At 47.7% G+C, this 20,292-nt stretch carries 8 protein-coding genes and 8 tRNA genes; 1 reads left to right on the top strand and 15 read right to left on the bottom strand.

Going from position 1 to position 20,292, the window contains the following annotated elements:
- Nucleotides 1-1,240 (top strand): DUF255 domain-containing protein (locus PHW04_10260; GenBank protein MDD2716260.1); only part of this gene is annotated, 1,240 nt, incomplete at its 5' end.
- Between the two features lie 67 nt (nt 1,241-1,307).
- On the opposite strand, the gene PHW04_10255 is transcribed toward PHW04_10260, so the two are convergent.
- From PHW04_10255 to PHW04_10185, 15 genes are all read right to left on the bottom strand, one after another.
- The gene (locus PHW04_10255; protein ID MDD2716259.1) at nt 1,308-2,531 is read right to left on the bottom strand and encodes an ATP-binding protein; all 1,224 of its coding nucleotides are present in this window, start codon (nt 2,529-2,531) and stop codon (nt 1,308-1,310) included.
- Nucleotides 2,532-2,684: 153 nt separating this feature from the next.
- A tRNA-Gly gene (locus tag PHW04_10250) sits at nt 2,685-2,759 on the bottom strand.
- A gap of 92 nt (nt 2,760-2,851) precedes the next feature.
- Nucleotides 2,852-2,934: transfer RNA gene (locus PHW04_10245), tRNA-Leu, on the bottom strand.
- A 9-nt stretch (nt 2,935-2,943) separates the two neighbouring features.
- Nucleotides 2,944-3,019 (bottom strand) — tRNA-Lys (locus PHW04_10240).
- Nucleotides 3,020-3,031: 12 nt separating this feature from the next.
- A tRNA-Arg gene (locus tag PHW04_10235) sits at nt 3,032-3,108 on the bottom strand.
- Between the two features lie 52 nt (nt 3,109-3,160).
- Nucleotides 3,161-3,237: transfer RNA gene (locus PHW04_10230), tRNA-His, on the bottom strand.
- Between the two features lie 7 nt (nt 3,238-3,244).
- Nucleotides 3,245-3,321 (bottom strand) — tRNA-Arg (locus PHW04_10225).
- A gap of 8 nt (nt 3,322-3,329) precedes the next feature.
- Nucleotides 3,330-3,405: transfer RNA gene (locus PHW04_10220), tRNA-Gly, on the bottom strand.
- Between the two features lie 11 nt (nt 3,406-3,416).
- A tRNA-Pro gene (locus PHW04_10215) sits at nt 3,417-3,495 on the bottom strand.
- Between the two features lie 77 nt (nt 3,496-3,572).
- On the bottom strand, nt 3,573-4,943 hold the full coding sequence (locus PHW04_10210) for a cation diffusion facilitator family transporter (protein MDD2716258.1): 1,371 nt from the start codon (nt 4,941-4,943) through the stop codon (nt 3,573-3,575).
- 10 nt (nt 4,944-4,953) lie between these two features.
- Complete coding sequence (locus tag PHW04_10205; protein ID MDD2716257.1) at nt 4,954-6,138, bottom strand: hypothetical protein; 1,185 nt, start codon at nt 6,136-6,138, stop codon at nt 4,954-4,956.
- Nucleotides 6,135-6,557, bottom strand: a complete 423-nt coding sequence (locus PHW04_10200; GenBank protein ID MDD2716256.1) for a thioesterase family protein — start codon at nt 6,555-6,557, stop codon at nt 6,135-6,137. The genes PHW04_10205 and PHW04_10200 overlap by 4 nt, the downstream gene beginning before the upstream one ends.
- A gap of 12 nt (nt 6,558-6,569) precedes the next feature.
- The gene (locus PHW04_10195; protein ID MDD2716255.1) at nt 6,570-8,309 is read right to left on the bottom strand and encodes an ATPase, T2SS/T4P/T4SS family; all 1,740 of its coding nucleotides are present in this window, start codon (nt 8,307-8,309) and stop codon (nt 6,570-6,572) included.
- A complete protein-coding gene (gene nusB, locus PHW04_10190) occupies nt 8,310-8,729 on the bottom strand; it encodes a transcription antitermination factor NusB (GenBank protein ID MDD2716254.1) in 420 nt (139 codons plus the stop codon).
- 101 nt (nt 8,730-8,830) lie between these two features.
- A complete protein-coding gene (locus tag PHW04_10185) occupies nt 8,831-20,236 on the bottom strand; it encodes a C25 family cysteine peptidase (protein MDD2716253.1) in 11,406 nt (3,801 codons plus the stop codon).
- Nucleotides 20,237-20,292: the final 56 nt, after the last annotated feature.

Raw genomic sequence — 20,292 nt, 5'->3', positions numbered from 1 at the left:
AGGATCTGCTCATCTGATTTACGCCTATTGTGAAGGGCAGATATGCGCATCAGCGGAACTGAGTATTACCATTGTTAAAACCCTAACAAGTCTTAGTATAAGTCCAAACACGATCAATGTAACTACCAGTGGAACCTATGAGCTTTCGGGCATCACTGCAACAGCACATTACTCAGACAGCACTGCAGCGGCCGTGACTGGTGGGACTTGGAGCAAAGCTTCCGGGGATGGCTCAGTTAGCGGACACATATACACAGCACCTGACACAACAGGATCTGCTCATCTGATTTACGCCTATTGTGAAGGGCAGATATGCGCATCAGCGGAACTGAGTATTACCATTGTTAAAACCCTAACAAGTCTTAGTATAAGTCCAAACACGATCAATGTAACTACCGGTGGAACCTATGAGCTTTCGGGCATCACTGCAACAGCACATTACTCAGACAGCACTGCAGCGGCCGTGACCGGTGGGACTTGGAGCAAAACCTCCGGGGATGGCTCAGTTAGCGGACACATATACACAGCACCTGACACAACAGGATCTGCTCATCTGATTTACGCCTATTGTGAGGGGCAGATATGCGCATCGGCTGAACTGAGCATTACTACCATTGTTAAAACCCTATCAAGTCTTAGTCTAAATCCAAACACGATCAATGTAACTACCGGTGGAACCTATGAGCTTTCGGGCATCACTGCAACAGCACATTACTCGGATAGCACTGCAGTGACCGTGACCGGTGGGACTTGGAGCAAAACCTCCGGGGAGGGCTCTGTTAGCGGACACATTTACACAGCGCCGGACACAACAGAAACTGCTTATCTGAGATACATCTATTGTGAAGGGCAGACATGTGCATCAGCGGAACTGAGTATTACAATTGATAAACCGACAATAACTTGGCAAACCGATTTTGATACTGCTCAGCAACTGAGCAGTTCGAGCGGCAAAAAAATCTTGATTGATTTCTGTGCTTCCTGGTGTGGATGGTGTGCCATAATGGATCAGGAGACTTATAGTAATTCATCGATAATACAATTAATCAACGATTCATTTATTCCGCTCCGGCTCGATGACTCAGTCCCTGCTAATTCGACCTATTACACGCAATATAATATTACTGGATTACCAGCTTGTGTCATTTTAAACAGCTCTGATTTTAGCGAAGTCACCAGATTCGTTGGATACCGTGATGCCGCGACTTTTAGTACGGAACTTCAAGGTGTGAATAATTGACAGAAAAGTGCATGTAGATCTATACGCTGATTTCGATAAAGCTAATGAACTTTTTGGAAAGCAAAGTCTACAACAGGCCGACGGGTATGACGTCGACGGTCTTTATCAGGGGCAGTTTCTGCTCGGTTAGACAGATGATTCCACCCTGCCCGACAGGCAGATTCAGTTTGGTTAGAGCTGAAAAATGCCTGACATCGTCTTTAGAAGGGGAAGCTGTCTTCTTGAACTCCAGCGGATAGACTGTTCCGTCCTGCATGATCAGAAGATCTATCTCAACCTTGTCCTTGTTCCGATAATAATAAAACGGCGCTCTGATGCCATTGTTCCAGTAACTCTTAAGCAGTTCTCCTATTATCCATGTTTCCAGGATCGCGCCGGACATTGCACCTGCCTCAAGGTTTTCAGGGCTCGACCATTCGGTAAGATAGGCACACAATCCTGTATCCAGGAAAAAAAGTTTCGGCGTCTTCACCAGACGCTTGGTTAAATTGCTGTGCCATGGTTCGAGCAGATACACGAGGCCTGATGAGATCAGGATGGAAAGCCAGCTCTTGGCCGTATTCGGCGAGATATCAGCATCTTTGGCCAGTTCCGAAAGGTTCAGCAACTGTCCGGTGCGGGCGGCAGCGGTCCGGAGAAAACGCAGGAATGCCATCTCGTCTCCTACTCTGGCCAGATCGCGCACATCCCGCTGAAGATAAGTCTGGACATAAGATGCGTAAAAAAAATCGCGATTCATATGCTGATCCAGTGCCGCAACCGGGAAAGATCCTTTCCAGATCAAGCTGTAAAGATCCTTGAGAGGCAGTTTAACGGCTGTAGCCATTCGTTCCGCGATCCTAGCAGGTGTCGGCAAAAAAGGCAATCCCATGCCGGCCAGCCCGATCAGCTCTCTTCTGGAAAGCCCGAGCAGCTGGACTACACCGACCCGCCCAGCCAATGATTCCGAAACACCTTTCATCAGATGAAACTGCTGTGAGCCGGTTAGCCAGAACGCTCCTGATCGATGGTCCTGATCGACCATCATCTTGATATGGGGAAGAAGCTCCGGGGCATATTGAATTTCATCGATCAGCAGTGGCGGACGAAATCTCTGAAAAAAAAGGGCAGGATCTTCTTTAGCCAGTGTGAGAGCCATTGGGTCGTCAAGTGTGATGTAAGCACGATCTTTTTTGCACAAGTGCCTGAGAAAAGTCGTCTTGCCCACCTGGCGGGCTCCGGTGACCAGCAGCACAGGGAATTGTGCCCCGGCTTGGATAATATATTTTTCAAGAGTTCGAGTAATATACATAACCGCCTCCGGCTACTTTGCAATCTCATTGCATTATAGACGGTAATATTCAGCGCGTCAAGATTTGTATATAATAAAAGTGAGAATCAAATTAGGGGTATGGCTTGTCTCTTTGAATGAAAAATCCCCCTGAAGTCAGGGGGATTGTGTTGCTGGAGCGGGAGAAGGGTTTCGAACCCTCGGCCTTCTGCTTGGCAAGCAGAAGCTCTACCACTGAGCTACTCCCGCTTATGTGATGATCTCTAGCGGTCCAGAGACTTCATCTTTCCTTTGGCGCTTTGAGCATCTGCCGGTTCCATGGACCCCAAGAGCTCAACATCTGGTAGGCGAGGGGAGACTCGAACTCCCACGATTTCTCACAGGGTCCTAAGCCCTGCGCGTCTACCAGTTCCGCCACTCGCCCGCGTAAGGGTGGTGGGCTGCACTGGACTTGAACCAGTTACCCCATCCTTAAAAGGGATGTGCTCTACCTGATGAGCTAGCAGCCCGATATTGTCACCTGGCGCGCCCGGAAGGACTCGAACCTTCAACCCACGGATCCGAAGTCCGTTGCTCTATCCATTTGAACTACGGGCGCCGCAGGTAAAAACTCTATCAGTCTCTTCCGAAGCTTGTCAAGTTTTTTTATTTGGGGTGAGTGAGGGGACTTGAACCCCCAACACCCAGAGCCACAGTCTGGTACTCTAACCAGTTGAGCTACACCCACCACAATATGGTACGCCTGAGAGGGTTCGAACCTCTGGCCTACGGATTAGAAGTCCGTTGCTCTATCCAGCTGAGCTACAGGCGCAAAAAATATGGAGCGGGAGACGAGATTCGAACTCGCGACCTGCAGCTTGGAAGGCTGCAGCTCTACCAACTGAGCTACTCCCGCTTGGTTTTTCCTGGTCGGGGCAGAGAGATTTGAACTCTCGACCTCCTGCTCCCAAGGCAGGCACGCTAAACCAGGCTGCGCTATGCCCCGCTGCACCTAATTCTAATGACCCAATCCACCCCTGTCAAGCTCAAACTGGAAAATATTTTCCTGGAATTTGAATGATTTCAATAGTTGTAGGGTTCTACGTGCACTACAGCTTCCAAAATCTGGGGGAGAATTTTCTTGATCTTATCCTCTGCCGAAGTGGCGATCTGATGCACTTCCTTCAGATTCAGATTCTTTTCCGTCAGGATGTGGCAGGAGAGAAAACTGCCTGTTGATTTTTTATGCAGTCGGATATCGTGGATTCCCTTGATGTTCTTATCTGCGAGAATTTCCCTGGTAATGCTCTCCCGATCAGTGTCTGAAAGCGATTGCTGGAAACCAAGTTCAGTAGTGTAGAGTGTTTCAATATGAACTTCAACTCTGTCCAGATCTGGAATTTCTTTTCTCAATCCGGCTTCGAACTGGTCAATCACCTGGTGGGCCTGCCCCAGAGTAGTATCAGAAGAAAATTTGGCGTGCAGGCTCAGGAAAAATTTCCCGGTCTGCCTGTTTCTGTAACTCTGGATGTCATGCACTTCACGGATTTCCAGATGCCGGGCTGCCACTGTATTCACTGTGTCAAAAAGGTTCTCCCCAAAGGTGCTGGGATGAAAATGAACGATGGTTTCCGAGTTTTTATACAAGTGGTGGATTTCATTTTCAATCTCCAGCGACAATTCATGGCTTTTCTCCAGGGAAATTCCCCGCTTTGCCAGTACGATGATGTCAACAAAAACGACTCCACCTCCGCGTCTTATTTTGATGGAATCTACTTTTTCGATCCCTGCCATTTTCTCCACAGATTTCAGAATTTTTTCCCTGAGGCCTGCAGGGGCTTTGTCCATGAGGTCTTCTATTGAATCTTTCATCAGTTTATAGCATGCATAGAGTACCAGTACGGAAACTCCCAAAGCAGCTATCGGGTCCAGGATGGGATAACCGATCTTCACGCCGATCAAACCTGCCAGCACGACTAAGGAAGAGAGAATATCCGATGCATAATGCAGGCCGTCCGCCTCCAGAGCTTGAGAAGTGTATTCTTTTGCACCCCAGTAGAGCAGTCTGGAAATGATGATATCCAGAGTCAGGGAAAACAGCATTACTGCAAAAGCCCAGAGGCTGGCTTCCACAATGATCTTTCCACTTAAAAGCTTGTGCCCTGCCTCCCAGATGATCCAGATGCATGTCACCAGCAGTAAAATCCCCTGGGCCAGAGCTGAGAGGTTCTCCACCTTGCCGTGCCCGTAATTATGATCAGCATCAGGCGGCTGCGACGAGATCTTGACCGAAAAAAAGGTCATTATGGCTGCACTTAGATCAAAAAAAGAATGCAAGGCTTCGGCGAGAATGCCAAGGCTTCCCGTAAAAAAGCCTACCAGGAGTTTTGTAGTAGTCAGCAGCGCACCGACAATTACAGAGTATACAGCAATGCTTTTTTTACCTTGGCTCAATTTTCCTCCTTCAGGGAATGAAGTCTCTGGAAAGAACTGTCCTGATCATGTTAGCATCCGGCAGTGTGCAGTCGATCGTGAAAGTGACTTTCTGGGCTGTTGTCATGCCAAACTGACTGAGGCTTCCGTAGTAAAGGTAGTAATTTCCCTCCCCGTTCGTGATGCTTCCGATTGAAGTCCCGTCTTCCCTGTAGGCAGTGCCCCGCACAAAATAAGCGGATTTCTCGATCCAGCTGTTGGTGGATTCGGCTTTGATTTTGAGGAAGAAGCAGTCAGGAGTGACATGATTGTCATCCACATCATAAAAAACCAGTGTAGCATAGAACTCAGAGCTGAGAGATATCTGCGCGGAATTCTGATTTTTTGCGGTTCCCATCATCACTTTGAGCGTTTGAGCGCTGGTATTGGCGTCTCCGATTGTAAGATTCGATAGGATTGTTCCGCTTGGGTCATAAAACGGATCGTCGCTGCCAACTGTATCGTCCATGGCAAGGGTATGCTGCTCTCCGTCAAGGTTGCGGTGCAGGATCATTTCTTGAAAAAAATCATCAGGCAGGGTATAGAGGATGGGGTCGGTTTCCTCGTAGTAATCGATCACTCCGTTGTATAAAAGCTCTGGATAGCTGCCGAGATTGAGATTCGAGAAATCCAGGGTGGTTACTTTGCCGGCTGTGCCTCGCTCGAACAGCTGGCGCATAAAGCTCGGATTTGAGCCGAGATTTGTCTTCACCATCCTGGCGACCACAATCCTGGTATCCTCTTTGTCGAGTGTGACCTTATCCAGCATCACCAGGTCATTGTTGCCGGTGAAACCCTCCAGATCGATCGGATAATCGGCGATCATTCCGCTCTGGTTGTAGATTCTGATGATATAATGATCGCTGCTTCTCGGAATTCCTGACAGCAGGAATGTGTTGTCTGACATCAGCGGGAACGTCTGTTCCTTTTCCGCTGAGACCAGGGTTACTCTCAGCCCTGGTTCGGAAAACACTTTTGACGGGGCTGAAAAGGGACCGGATTTGCCTGAAACCACTCCCCCGATACTCAGTGAGGCCTGGGTGAAATTGCTGCTCATCTGGTTGAGATGCGAGATGTCTGCGGCTCCACCGCTGCTGCCTCCACCACCGCATCCTGCAAGAACTGCAAAGACTGCAGCCGAGAAAAACATTACACAGATCCGGATGATAATTTTCACTGAACAATCCTTTTCTTTTCGTCAGCTGGATTGAAAAGACGGATCATTTTATCCGGTAAAACAACCGCACGCCCGGATGCATTCATGAACAGATGAAGTGTGGAAGCCTCCATCAGCAGCTCATCAGATCTGAAAATCCGATACTGGAATCTGATCTTGCGGTGTGTGAACTCAGAGACATCTGTCAGGATCCTGATCAGATCGTCATATTTGGCTGATTTTCTGTATGTGGCGGAGAGATCAAGTACAGGCAGGAAAATTCCCTGCTCTTCCATCTGAAGATAGGTAAGTCCCTTTGAACGAAGCCATTCTGTGCGTCCCATCTCCAGGAAAACCAGGTAGTTCGCGTAATACACGAATCCCATCCGATCGACTTCGGCGTAACGGATCCGGGTAGTGATTTCGGAAATGTTTTGCATGATAGGCAACTGTCAGTTCTCATCCATGGCAGTAACACGCATCACTTCCTCGATCGTGGTCCGGCCGTCCAGGACTTTTAAAAGACCGTCCTCGCGCAGAGTGCGCATGCCTTTTTTTCTGGCTTCGATCTTGATCGTGGAGGCAGGCGATTTATAGACGACCAGTTCTCTGATTTTTTCATCAGGGATCAGGAGTTCATCGATGGCATTGCGTCCCCGGTAACCGGAGAATTTGCAAGCTTTGCAGCCCCTGCCACGGTATAATTTGGTGTTGGAAGGCAGTTCTTTGCCCACCAGTTCTCCAAGTTTTTTAATGATCTTTGGGCTTACGCTATGTTCTTCCTTGCAGTCGGGGCAGATCAGTCGGACCAAGCGCTGGGCCATCATGCAGATTACCGAAGAGGCTACCAGGAACGGTTCCACGCCCATATCGATCAGACGGGTGACCGCGCTGGAGGCGTCATTTGTATGTAATGTAGAAAAGACCAAATGGCCGGTGAGCGAAGCGCGCACCGAGATTTCGGCGGTTTCATAGTCGCGGATTTCGCCGACCAGGATCACGTTTGGGTCCTGGCGCAGAATTGAGCGCAGGCCAGCGGCAAAAGTGTAACCTGCCTTGACATTGACCTGGGACTGGTTGACGATCGGGATTTTGTATTCCACAGGATCCTCAATCGTGACGATATTCTTGTCCAGGGCGTTGATCCGGTCTACCGAAGCATACAAGGTAGTTGATTTGCCTGAACCGGTGGGTCCTGTGAGCAGCACTATCCCGTTGGGTTTGTGGATGATCACATCGTATTTCTTCATAAGATCAGGGGCGAAACCCAGTTCTTCCATCTTGATCAGCTTGTTGCTCTTGTCCAGAATTCTGAGCACTGCTTTTTCGCCGTTGATCGTGGGAAAGGTGGAAACGCGCAGGTCATACTCCTTGTTCTGGCTCTTGATGGCAACACGTCCGTCCTGCGGCACCCTCTTTTCAGCGATGTCCATGGCTGCCATGACCTTGACGCGGGAAACGACTGAATTTTCCAGTTCAGTGGCCAGAGACATCACTTCCTGCAGCATACCGTCCACACGGTAGCGCACGCGCACCACTTTTTCATTTGGTTCGATATGAATATCCGACGCCTTTTCTGCGATTGCATTCATGATGATCAGGTTCACGAGCTTGACGATCGGGGCTGAACCCTCTTCAGTGGAAAAAACGTCCAGGTTCTTGCCTTCGAATTTAAAGCCTGTGATACTGTCATTAAGCTTCTTGAGTTCACCCAGGGCCAGCTCTTCTTCTGTTTTTTTAACTTCAACCGGCATGTTGTAGTATTTTTCGATTGCCTCGTCGATTTCGGACATTTTAGACACAAGCGGCTTGATCTCACAGCTCGTTGTGTCCCTGAGATTGTCGATGACGAAACTGTCAAGCGGGTCCGCCATTGCGACCGTCAAATTGTTTTTGACTTTGATCAGGGCGATCAGGTGATACTGGCGGGCAATGTTTTCAGGGATTGTTTTTACAAACAGGGGATCGATCACATAGTTATCCAGATTGGCGTAAGGTATATGCAGGTGTACGTCGTAGAATTCGATCAGGTCCTTTTCATCGATCAGTTCGAGCCTGAGCAGCACGATCCCGATGCTCTCGCCCGTTCTTTTCTGCTCTTCGTTGATCACCTGAAGATCTTCTTCTGTAAGGACATTGGCATTCCTGAGAGCATTGATCAGAAGCTTTCTTTCCTGGCGGATGCTGCCCATTTACCTCTCCTTTTCAGGGACGAGTTCCCTGGATATCTTATCCAGAAGCGCGTTGATGAAACTGCAGGAATTGTCAGTGGAATAGGCCTTGGCAATTTCCACTGCCTCGTTGATTGTGACTGAAACCGGAGATTCGGGGAAATAAAGAAGTTCAGCCACTCCGATTCGCAGGAGGGCTCGATCCACTGAACACATCCGCTCCAGGTCCCAGTTGTCGGAATATTTTGAAATGATCGCGTTCAGCTTCTGCCAGTCATCGATAATGTGGCGGGTGATGTTCCAGGAAAAAGCAGAAATGTCCCGTTCCAGGCGGAAATTTTTCTTGGTTTCCTCGAAGATTTCTTCGATCGATCCGCCGACCAGGTCATACTGATAAAGACAATGCATGGCCAGAATTCTGGCTTTCCTTCGTTTTTTCATCTCTCTCTAACCATCTGATTTAACTTGAGTTATTATAAACTAAGGCGCCTGAAAAATAAAGCCCTGCTCACAATTTAAAACTGAAATTTGAATCAATTTACTCAATTTGAACGGTAACTGTATTTCAGGATTCCATCGCTTTCCATATAAATCCAGTAACCACAATGCGGATCAAGATTTTTCAGAGTGCTGAACTCGATGGCGCTGTTGTTCATGAAAGTCCTGAATCCTTCACCCTCGCCATCAATGGTATTACGATAAAATCCCATGATGAATCTAGCCTTGCCGGTGATCGGGGTGCTGTTGAAAATACAGTCTATTACAGTGCCGGATTGAGTCTGGCTTGCAGGGACAGGGTTGCTGCCATTCATCCAGTAACCTGCAAGATTCCAGCCTGAACTTAGATTCCGCTCAGATCCATCATTGATGGCATTTCCTGTAACAGTAAGCGTGGAATCATTATTCATATACACCCAGTATCCATGATAACCATCCATGCGCTTCAGGGTCGAGAAGTCTTTCAGGCCTTCCAGATTCATGTAGGTGCGGAATCCTTCGGCCCCTTCATCCTGAGGAATTCTGAAAAATCCCATCACATATTTCATTGAGGGGAGATTGGAAAATATCACTTCTATGGTAGGACTTATCGGTTGAATTCCAAATGAAATCAGATTCCAGCCCTGTTTCAGGGCAATTGAACTGGTAATCGTATTAAGATACTCCAGATCCAGCTTTACTACCTGGCCTGCTGCAAATGAAGTGGTTTGAATCACAAGTGAATTGTTGATATAAAATTGTACGAGATCGCCGTTTTGGCAACCTTCATCAATTGAAGGAGTCGCTGTGCTGTCGCCATAGATATTCATGGTTCCATACTTGCCTGACTCGGTGACTATGAATTTGGCGCAGATCCCTCCACCCGGATCTTTTGCAGTGATCACATCTCCTGTTGTTACAGGCTCGGAAACTCCGTCACCATCACGGTCAGTCGCGGCATTACCGTAAACCACCATTACAATGTTGGAAAGCGTAACCGGGGGTATTGCCGGGAGTGTAACAGTCAGGCCGGAAACTGATGCTCCAGATACTGTCACTTCTCTGCTGCCAGGGTAATAACCGTCTTTGAAGACAATGATTTTATAATTTCCATTCCCCAGTCCATTGAAAGAGTAACTGCCATTAACATCAACCGCTCCTTCCATCAATTTCAAACCATTCTGCCAGATTGTGATTTGAGCTGAGCTTCCGGATGTGACAGTACCATTGACGGAAAAAGCTTGAGCTGCATTATTGATCTGACCTGCATCATATTGGGCGTAAAAGCTGTCATTTCTTCCATCATTAGCCAGCAGTCTCAGCAGTACACTGCTCTGATTGCTGTGGAAATTCGGGGTGGAAGACCAGATAAAGGAATGCTCTACACCGGTCTTGCTTGTTGCAAGACCATTCAAATTCCCGCTATTGCCAACAGCGCATGGTGTCCATGTGAGCCCGCAATCCAGCGAGAAATCTACCGCCAAAGTACAAACATCACTTTCATTGTCTTTTAACAGATAGGAAATCGTGATCTCACCGCTGGAACCGGTTTCGGAGATTTCAAGGATTGAAGGCGGAGTATTTGTCACAGTCCCTTCAATCAGATTTAATACAATGGAATAGTCTTCAATTTCTGCAGTCCCGAACCCCTTCACCTGTAAATAATAAATCCCGGCAGGCAGATTGTTACGGATTATCCTGGAATAGTGGTTGGTCAGACTGAGATCGTCAGATGCAGCAATCGCAGAAGCATTCGGGTCCGAGTAAAGCTGGATACTGGTATCTCCGCCAGCTTCACCGGTTGTAAAAATCTCCACGGTTTTCGCGTTGTTCTGGATGTGGAATTTAACCCAGTCTCTATCTCCAGAGGGTTTAATAGAGTGGTGGCTGGATACAGTGCCTGACGAAATGAGGCTGGCATGACTGTAATCATTGTCGGATTCCCATGAATCACCGGCTTTTATGATGATCATAAGGTCCGCACTGAAGGTGGTTCCATTCGAAAAATAGGTTGCGGTCAGTTCAGTGGTTCCCAAGATCATGGAAGCAGTGAATGAATTTTCAATTAGAGTACCGTCCCCGCCTTTTACAGTCCAGCTGATGCCGTCTACTTCGGAAGTGCCGCCGTCAGCGTAAGTAGCGATAGTCTTTATAATTCCAAGGTTAAAAGTGTCAGTGATGATCACAGTGGCTGCAGCAACATTTAAAGATATGGAGATAACTGGAATCAGATTAACAGTAAGATCCTGACTGGCAGTGATAAGGTTTTCGCTGTAAGAGCAGGTTAAAACCGGGTTACCGCCTTCTGGTGCAGTATATGTGCTGCCCGAGATACTTCCACCGCCGCTTTTCACAGCCCATGTTTTACCGAAGGCTTCGGAGGTGGTTCCATTTGTGTATACAGCTATAGCTTTGATGGATGAGAGATTGTACGTTCCTTTACTTTCCACTCCAATCCAGTCAGGAGATAAACTGATGCTGCCTAATTGCCTCACAATGTGAAGATTCAACTCAGTTTCCTTGGTGATCCCTAATTCGCCATACCGGCATCTCAGGACGGTTTCGCCTGTGGAAACCGCAGTTGTAAACAGGTTGCCGCTCACATCTCCGCTTCCGCGTGCCAGACTCCAGACCGGCGAGATTTCTCCTGTAGTTCCATTGGAATATGCTGCTGTAACTGAAATGTTTGAAAGACTGTAACATGTCCCTGTCACAACAGTGACTGAGCTTGGAGACAAGGTAATACATGTCAGCAATTGTGCTAATCGTGTAGATATGGCAAGTCCGCTGATTTTTGTAACACCGTTTTCGCAATATGTGCATGTCAATTCGCCTGTTCCTGCAGTAGAAGGTGCAGTGAAAACTGTACCTGACAGAATCCCGCCGCCGCTTTTCAGATTCCAGGTCGGAGTCACTTCTGCGGTAATTCCGTTTGCAAAACTTGCAACAGTCCTGATTGAGCTTAAATTATAAGTGCTGTCCGCAAGTACCTTGATTTCACTGACTGACAGGCTGATGCTTCCCAATTGTCTCGCCATGTGCAGAGTCAGGTCCGCTTCTTTTGTGATTCCATCTTCGACAGATTGGCAGGTAAGTAAGGCATTGCCATTTACACCTGGAGCAATATACTCAGTGCCGTCTATAGTCCCATTCCCGCTTTTAATACTCCATAAGGGAATTTCAATTTCCCCGGTCGCCCGATTTGTGTAAAGCGCTCTCACAGAGACGTTTTCCAGGTTAAAACGCTCGCCTGCTGTAAGCCAGATTTCTGAAGAAGAAAGGCTGATTGACTTGATGATTTGGGCATCTGACGGAACCCAGTCAGCATATTTCAAGTGTAAATTTGTAAAATCCGAATAACTGATGCAGGGCTGGCCGGCGGCAGTAAGAGTGATGGAAGTATCAGATCCGACATTCCCAAAGCTGTCTATTGTTGTGATAAACCATTGGCCGTCAAAATATGCATATTTAAGATCAGCGTTTGTACTGTCATAGTAACTTATCTGAGGCTGTCCGGAGCTGTTCAGAGCTATTGATGAATAGCTGCCTACATCACCTGTGCTGTCTACAGTTGAGATATGCCAGGTACCGTCATAATATGCATATTTAAGATCAGCGTTTGTGCTGTCATAGTAACTTATCCGAGGCTGTCCGGAGCTGTTCAGAGCTATTGAGGAATAGGTGCCTACATTTCCCGCACTGTCGACTGCTGTAACATGCCAGGTGCCGTTGAAATATGCATATTTAAGATCAGCGTTAATGTTGTCGTAGTAACTTATGTGAGGCTGGCCCGAGCTGTCCAGAGCTAATGAGGAATAGCTGCCTACGCCGCTGCTGCCGTCCGCAGTTGCAATCTGCCAGGTACCGTCGAAATATGCATATTTAAGATGAGCGTTAGTATTGTCACTGTAGCTGATGTGAGGGTTTCCTGAACTGTCAAGAGCGATTGAGGAATAGCTGCCTACAATACCTTTACTGTCTAAAGTTGTGATATGCCAGGTACCGTCATAATATGCATATTTCAAGTCATAGTTGGTGCCGTCAAAATAGCTGAGATGGGGCTGACCGGAATTACTGAGAGCTAAGGATGTATAATATCCGCCTAAATTGCCTGAACTGTCTAAAGTTGTGATCTGCCAGGTCCCGTCATAATATGCATATTTCAGATCATTATTAACGCTGTCGCAATAGGAGATATGGGGGTTTCCTGTTTGGTCAAGCCTGACTGAGGACCATCTGGCTGAATTGTTGGCGCTGTCAACTGTAGTAATCTCCCAATGTGAATCCAGGCAGATGTTTACCGGCACTTCCACACTTTTTTCCACGCTGTTGTATTGATAAACACATGCCAGAACTGAATTTCCGGTGCTATGGGGAGCTGTGAAAACCGGCCAGCTGACTTCTCCGCTTCCGGCCCGGACGTTCCATGCGGGTAGAGCCACTTCGATGGATGTAAGATTTGAAAACAGCGCTTTAACCTTGATTTTCCGCAGATCATAATGCAGATCAGGGATCACTGCGATTGATGATTTCGACGGAACCAGAGCTGTCAGGGAAACGAGCGTGTAAAAAGTGAAAACCTGCCTGGATTGAATGCTCAAGCCCCGGCTGTCATTGGCAATTACCTTCCAGTAATAAGTATGAGAGTCTTCCAGATCTCCAGGCTGCAAAGTGCAGCTGGTGCCGTCGATGCGCTTATCCAGCCTGGTTGTGGTAAAACCGGAGTTTTCTGAAATCAGCAGTTGATAGGATACATGATCATTATGGTCCTGGTCTGTTGACGCGGCCCAGGTTAAAGTTGCCTCAAGGGTCAGGTTGTTTCCAGTGTCTGGTGAGACCAGTGAGAAAGCGCCTGGGGGATCATTGACTTCCACAGGTAATTGCTTAGTAACTGTTCCTCCGTCTTCTGTGCATCTGCATTCAAGAGTATCCCTGCCGGATAGCGGAGCTTCATATATATTGCCGACCACAGAACCAGATTGTGCAGCCCAGCAGAAGGAGGTTGCAGGTTTTTTGCTGTTGTCAAGATATGTTCCGGTCACTGAAATCAGGTTCAGATTGACCTGTCCGCCAGGCTGTGCGTACAGTTCCGAAGTTCCAAAATCAATCGAAGTTACCGGGTTTTTCCTGTTGATGATGATTTCAGCTGATCCGCAATTGGACAGGAAGTCCAAGGCAGTGATTTTAAAGATATTTTCTCCGATATTGAGAGCTACATGGAAATGCCAGTCGTTCAGAGTCCCTTCATTAGTGCTGTCGGAATTGATTGTAATCAGATTCAACCCGACACCTGCGTCTCCGGCAGTTCCAGAGAGGATTGCAGCTGTGTCAGTGGTTGTGAAAGCATTTCCGCCGTTTGGAGAAGTTATGTTGATGTATGGATCTGTATTATCGAGAAATACTTCGGCTGTAGCAATGCATTCATTGGTGAAATTATCTAAAACCGCAAGCTTGATTTCATACGATCCGTTTTTTCCAGCAGTATCCCAGACATAGATAAGTTCATTCTGCAAGGGGCTGGTGATCGGACCTTTCAGTAAAATCCAGCTTAAAGGTTCCGCACCGGCACCAAAGTACAGGTTGTAGTTTTTGAAATTTGTGTCTGAAGCGGTTCCTGAAATGTTTACCAAACCTCTAAGGGTTGAGTTGCTGAGAGGAGCGGTAATAAATGAGCTGGGCTTGATGGTGTCTGTGATTGTGATGAAACTGAATCCGGATTGTTCTGCAATCGGGTCATTCTTGGTGTCTTTTAATCCATAGGCCCCTGCGATGAGGGTTACGGTATAGGTCACGAGATTTTTGAGCGGATTTTGAGGGATAAAAATGATTTTGTTTTCAGCACTCGTGTAAGTATATTGCCCTGAAACTGTGAGCTGATCGGAATCTTTGACTGCAAAGCTGGTCGAGCTGATGCTGGACTGCAGGATCGGTTCATCAAAAGCCACGTTGATGCCTGAATTGAGAGGCACTTCTGTGCTGCCGTCCGCCGGAAACACGCTCACTACCGACGGATAAGCTGCCAGTATCTCAAATGTTCCTGCAGATGTCTCAGCAGTGGCGGGTGAATTATCGGAATCTGCAGCATCGATCGTAAAAGCATGTAAACCTACTGCAGCAGCGTTTTCAACTACATAGTAATTCCCGGCTAAGGTTTTGGCACTGCCGTCGACTTTGCAGGTTGTGCCGCCGATTCCAGTCTCATCTGTCAATGACCAGGAGATTTTGTACTGTTCATCCTTTTCTATGATTTCATCGCTGTCCCCATGGTATTCCGTGACATGCAGATTGGAAATCACTGGCGGAAGAATGTCATTGTCAATAATGTCGAAATGCCAGCTGGTCTGGGTTGAAGTGGACTGGCTGGCATGGGCATCATGGGCGATCACTTTCCAGTAAAAAACGGTGCTGTCACTGATTTCTCCAGTGTGGAGTATATAACTGCAGGCTGACAGATTTGTTTTGATCAATTCAGGTGAAGCGAAACTGCTGTTGTCATCTATGATCAGTTCATAGGTCACATTATCTCCTGGATCAGGGTCCAGGGTCACTTCCCAGCTCAAAGTGCCATTTGCAGCGATGGTACTTCCGCTGGCAGGGCTTTTTAAATTGAAGGCTGCTGGCGGGTCGTTGGCGTTGTTGGCAATGAAATACCAGGTCTGGGTTGAACTGGTCTGGCCGCCATGTGCGTCATGGGCGATCACTTTCCAGTAATAAACGGTGTTGTCGCTTATTTCTCCTGAATTGAGCGTATAGCTGACTGCCGACAGGTTGATTTTTGAGAATTCCGGCGAGGCGAAACTGCTGTTATTATCGATGATCAGCTCATAAGTAACGCTGTCCCCTGGATCAGGGTCCAGGGTCACTTCCCAGCTCAATGTACAGGTAGTGGTGATTGTGCTCCCGCTGGCAGGGCCGCTTAGATTAAATTGGTTGGGTGGCGTGTTGGCAAAGAAATACCAGCCGGTCTGGGTCGAAGTGACCTGGCTGCCATGGCTGTCGTGGGCGATCACTTTCCAGTAATAAGTATAATTACCCGTGATTTCTCCGCTTTGGAGAGTATAACTGTTGCCTGACAGACTGGCTTTAGTTAATTCAGGTGTAAGAAAATCACTGTTATTATCAATCATCAGTTCATAGGTCAGGCTGTCGCCCGGATCAGGGTCGATTGCGACCTCCCAGCTCAATTTTCCGATAGTGGTGATGGTGGTCCCGCTCGCCGGGCTGCATAAATTGAAAGCTGCAGGAGGTTCATTGGCGTTGTTGGCATGGAAATACCAGCCTGTCTGGGTCGAAGTGCGCTGGGCTCCATGGCTGTCACGGGCGATCACCTTCCAGTAATAGGTGGTATTGTCGCTGATTGCTCCGGTCAGGATCGTATAGCTTACAGCAGACAGGTTGGTTCCGGTCAATTCGGGAGAGCCAAAATTACTGTTGTCATCTATGATCAGCTCATAGGTCACATTATCGCCTGGATCAGGGTCCAGGGCAACTTCCCAGCTCAATGTTCCGGTGGTAGTGATGGTACCTCCGCTGGGAGGAGTGCTTAGACTGAAAGCGCCGGGTGGATCGTTGGCATTGTTGACCGTGAAATGCCAGCCGGTCTGGTTCGAGGTGGTCTGGCCCCCATGTGCGTCATGGGCGATCACTTTCCAGTAGTAAACCGTGTTGTCGCCGATTTCTCCGGTCTGGATCGTATAACTGTTGCCTGCCAGATTTGTTTTGGTCAATTCCGGTGTGGTGAAATTGCTGTTGTTATCGATGATCAGTTCATAGGTCACGCTGTCGAACGGATCAGGGTCCACTGCAGCCAGCCAGCTCAATGTCCCGGTAGTGGTGATTATGCTTCCGCTGGCTGGGCCGCTTAAACTGAAGGCTGCCGGGTTCTCATTCGCTTCATTCACTGTGAATGTAAAATAGGCTTGATTGCACCAGGTTTCCCCGCCTTTTCCGTCCAGAGCTTTAACCTTGTAATAATATGTTTTATTTTCAACCAGACCGTCTCCTGAGAGCACATTATATGAGGAAGACGTAAGTCCGGTTTTCGTGACATTGATAGATGTGAAATTACTGCTGTCGTCAATGTACAGATTGTAAGTCACAGTGTCTTCAGGGTCGATGCTGTCCTGCCAGTCTATGGCAGGAGTTCTGGTGGTTTGATTATTATTGGGGGTCTGAAGATCGAAAGTTCCGGGCGGGGAATTGGGGTTCACCACGACTATAGTCTCTGAAGGAATGTAATTATGCTTGGTAACTGTGACGCTCACGGTCCCGCTGGCAGCTGCAGTGATTTCAAAAGTGGCCAGGCCTGAAGCATTGGTGGATGCCGTCAGATAAACTTCAGCTCCGTCTGTCCCTTTCAGCAGGCAGACCAGGGCGCCTGAAACCGCCCCGCTGCCTGTCACTTCCACTGTCAGCTTCTGTGGGGAGCCGCTATACAGGGTCGAAGGCGTCTTGCTGACAGTCAAAGTGCCTGGTGCTGCTGTCCAGATCGGGATCTCAGGATCCCCGAGCAGATTGTAAACGTGGAAGTTTTTCTTTGAATAATTATCAACTGTAATGTTGGTTGAATAGTATACCTTTGAATCATAAAGCATTTTGCCTGGCTGATATTTTCCCTGGTTGAGAAATTCCCTGGTAAAATAGTATTCATGGGTCTGGTTATAACCATTGGACGGCTGAGACCAGCCGGGAGAATAATAGGAAATCCGGCTGGCTCCCACAAAGCCGATCCCCAGCTTTTTGATCACAGCTTCGCCAAGGCAGTCCCCGCTGGACCAGTCAAAGGCCCCAGTATTACAGGAGTCAGCATAAACCAGCGGTTTTTTGCTGCCATTTGAGGGATTGTCAGTAGTGGTGTAAAAAAAGTGATCCTCAGATTCATAGATGTCGCCATTGCCTGAGGCTTCTTCCAGATTGTCGCCATCTGTGTCGCTGACCCATTTCCGATAGACCACACAATTATTGCCTCCATGACCTGCCCAGCCTATGAAGACTTCCCCTGTGGAGACTGCACTGACAAAGTTGGTTTCAGTTAAATCTATTTCGTGGGTCAATGTGCTGGGTACAAGACCTGCATCGTCGCCATGCTGATAAAGCCTGACATAAGTCAGCCCGCTGAAAAATCCGTCTGCGATCATCCGCTCCATCATGGTGCCTTCGTCGGTCTTAGGCATGCCCTGGGTATTGCTGCCTGTAGTATCCTGATTATGGTTGGAAAACGCTGCTGCCAGAACTACCCTGGAGGTCCAGGTACCTGCTGGCGGGGATTTTTCATAGTTCAAGATATTGTTGACTAAGGTCTGCATGTCTGAAGTGGAGGAAGCAGACAGCCGTCCGACATATACCTCAGGCACCCAGCCCAGGCTGTTATTGCCATTGGCATCCCAGGTGCCTGTCACCTTGGCATAGAAATAGTCTGTGGGTACTGTGTCGCTGTCACAGGCTGCGACGATTGTTTTCATAGGTACTACGTTGTAATCGCCTGCCAGGAGTACCCAGCTGATGCCATTGCCTCCATTGTAATAGTCTGAAATGCAGGTTCGAATCTCATCCGGAGTACCAGCGCCGATTTCTTCGATGGTTTTAATAATCGCTTTCTGGCCTTTCTTGGTTTTCCAGTCTGCCAGGGGCTGCAGGTATGATTTCAGGGCATTGGTTGTGATGATCAGATACTTATAGCCTGAGATGCCTTGCTTCTGGTAATCAAATTTTATTTCTCCATAATTCTGGATCAGTTCTGAAGCAGTATCTTCAAGATTCTGATTAAAGGGTCTGGAACTGGACTGCATAGCAGCAGCTGCATCTGAGTAACTGATCTTGATCCTGAAACCGGGGTGGAAAATCAGATTTTTTGTTTCTTTTTCATACTGAACAGGCATCAGGGCTACGGCAGCTATTTTATGCCATCCGATATTCTGGATTCCTATGAATTTATAAGGAGTTTCCGGATAAACTGGAGGAAGTAAAGGGTCCATGACCGGTGTGCTTGCTTGTTGATCGCCAGATATCGGTTTAGGAGTAATCCTGATATTCTCAATTCTCTCAAATACATAAGAACTCTCGGATTCTACAGTTACTTCGATGGAGCCGGCTGCTGCAGGCACTTCATAAAAAAACACCCGATAAGGGAGTTGCGGATGGTTAACTTCCAGCAGGCTGCCGAATTCCGCAATTTCAACTATCTCCTGGCCGTTGATTTGTGCCACTGTTGGTTGTGGTACTGTAAGCTCGTATGATCTGCTGACAGTTAAATAATTACTTGCTGGCGGCGGAAGAATCGAAGGTTGATTGCCGGAATTGTTGTTCACTTCACCAGATGCTTGAATGTCTTCAACAGCAGAGCTTTTATCCTCAGCAGGCAGTTTGAGCAGTCCATGTCCGAAATAGCTGTCTTTGCCGGCTTCGCCAAGATCCAGGCACAATCCTGCCAGCTCAATTTCAGTAATGCCTGCTATCTTCCCCTGTTCAAGCCCGGCAGCCAGAATTCCTGCAAATACCGGAGCTGCGTAGGAAGTGCCTGTGGCTCTTATGATCTGCCGGTTGTGATCGACTGTCATGATGTAAGAGCCTGGAGCACAGAAATCGATGTATTCACCGAAATTGGAATAACCGGCTCTGCTGAGATCAGGATTGACCGCTGAAATTGCCAAAGCTCCGCTGCAGGCTGCAGGATAGAAAGGCCTGCTGCTTGAATCATTGCCGCAGGCGGCAATCACTGCGCAGTTTTTTGATCTGGCATAATTGACCGCAGCTTCCAGCAGATCGCTGTCATGATAGCCGCCAAGAGAGATGTTGATCAATTTTGCTCCATGGTCTGCAGCATGCACAATTGCGTTGATCACTGCAGACATTGAGCCTATGCCATCGTCATTCAGTACTTTCAGAGGCATCAGTTTGGCTTGACTGGTAAACGATAACGCCAGGTTGGCGACTTCACTGCCATGCCCGTTATGATCTGAAAAGTCGCTGGACATTTCCAGGTAATTATATCCGTTGATGACTTCATTCTGTCCGGTGTAACCGGTATCCAGCACTGCGACGATGACCTCATTCTTCGCTTCACAGGTTGAAAGATTGCACAATTGATAGATCCAGGCATTTCCGGCAACAGCTCTCCCGGCTGCCTTGACCGGGAAATCCTTTTCCATCTTGCTCCCTGAAGCTGCAAGCAGAGGGATAATCTGATCAGCAGGTTGGATGCTCCTGACAAGCAGTGCATCAAGTGATTTGTTGTAAAAAACTGATGTCAGATTAAAATCCTGTAAGGTGTGATTTTCTTTTTGGCCTTTTATCCAGAAAGTATGGTCAATTGATAAGTTGGCGGATTCCTGGCTGGTAACTGGAAGAGGGTTTTCCTGCTCAACTTTAGGGCTGCAGAAAAAACAAATTCCCCAGATCGTCGACAGTATCAGAGCAAGAATTGCATATTTCTTTTTAATAATAAAATCACCTTTGAATTTACTGAAATTCAAAAGCCTTTCAGTTTAATGATACCTTAAAACAGCGCAATTGGGGGAAGAAAAATGCG

Source organism: Candidatus Wallbacteria bacterium (assembly GCA_028687545.1).
Lineage (GTDB): Bacteria > Muiribacteriota > JAQTZZ01 > JAQTZZ01 > JAQTZZ01 > JAQTZZ01.
This window is presented reverse-complemented; position numbering and strand designations above follow the sequence as displayed.

Coding starts and splice junctions, on each gene's coding strand:
- PHW04_10195 (MDD2716255.1), bottom strand. CDS start 8,309: ATGGGCAGCATCCGCCAGGAAAGAAAGCTTCTGATCAATGCTCTCAGG.
- PHW04_10200 (MDD2716256.1), bottom strand. CDS start 6,557: ATGCAAAACATTTCCGAAATCACTACCCGGATCCGTTACGCCGAAGTC.
- PHW04_10255 (MDD2716259.1), bottom strand. CDS start 2,531: ATGTATATTACTCGAACTCTTGAAAAATATATTATCCAAGCCGGGGCA.
- nusB (MDD2716254.1), bottom strand. CDS start 8,729: ATGAAAAAACGAAGGAAAGCCAGAATTCTGGCCATGCATTGTCTTTAT.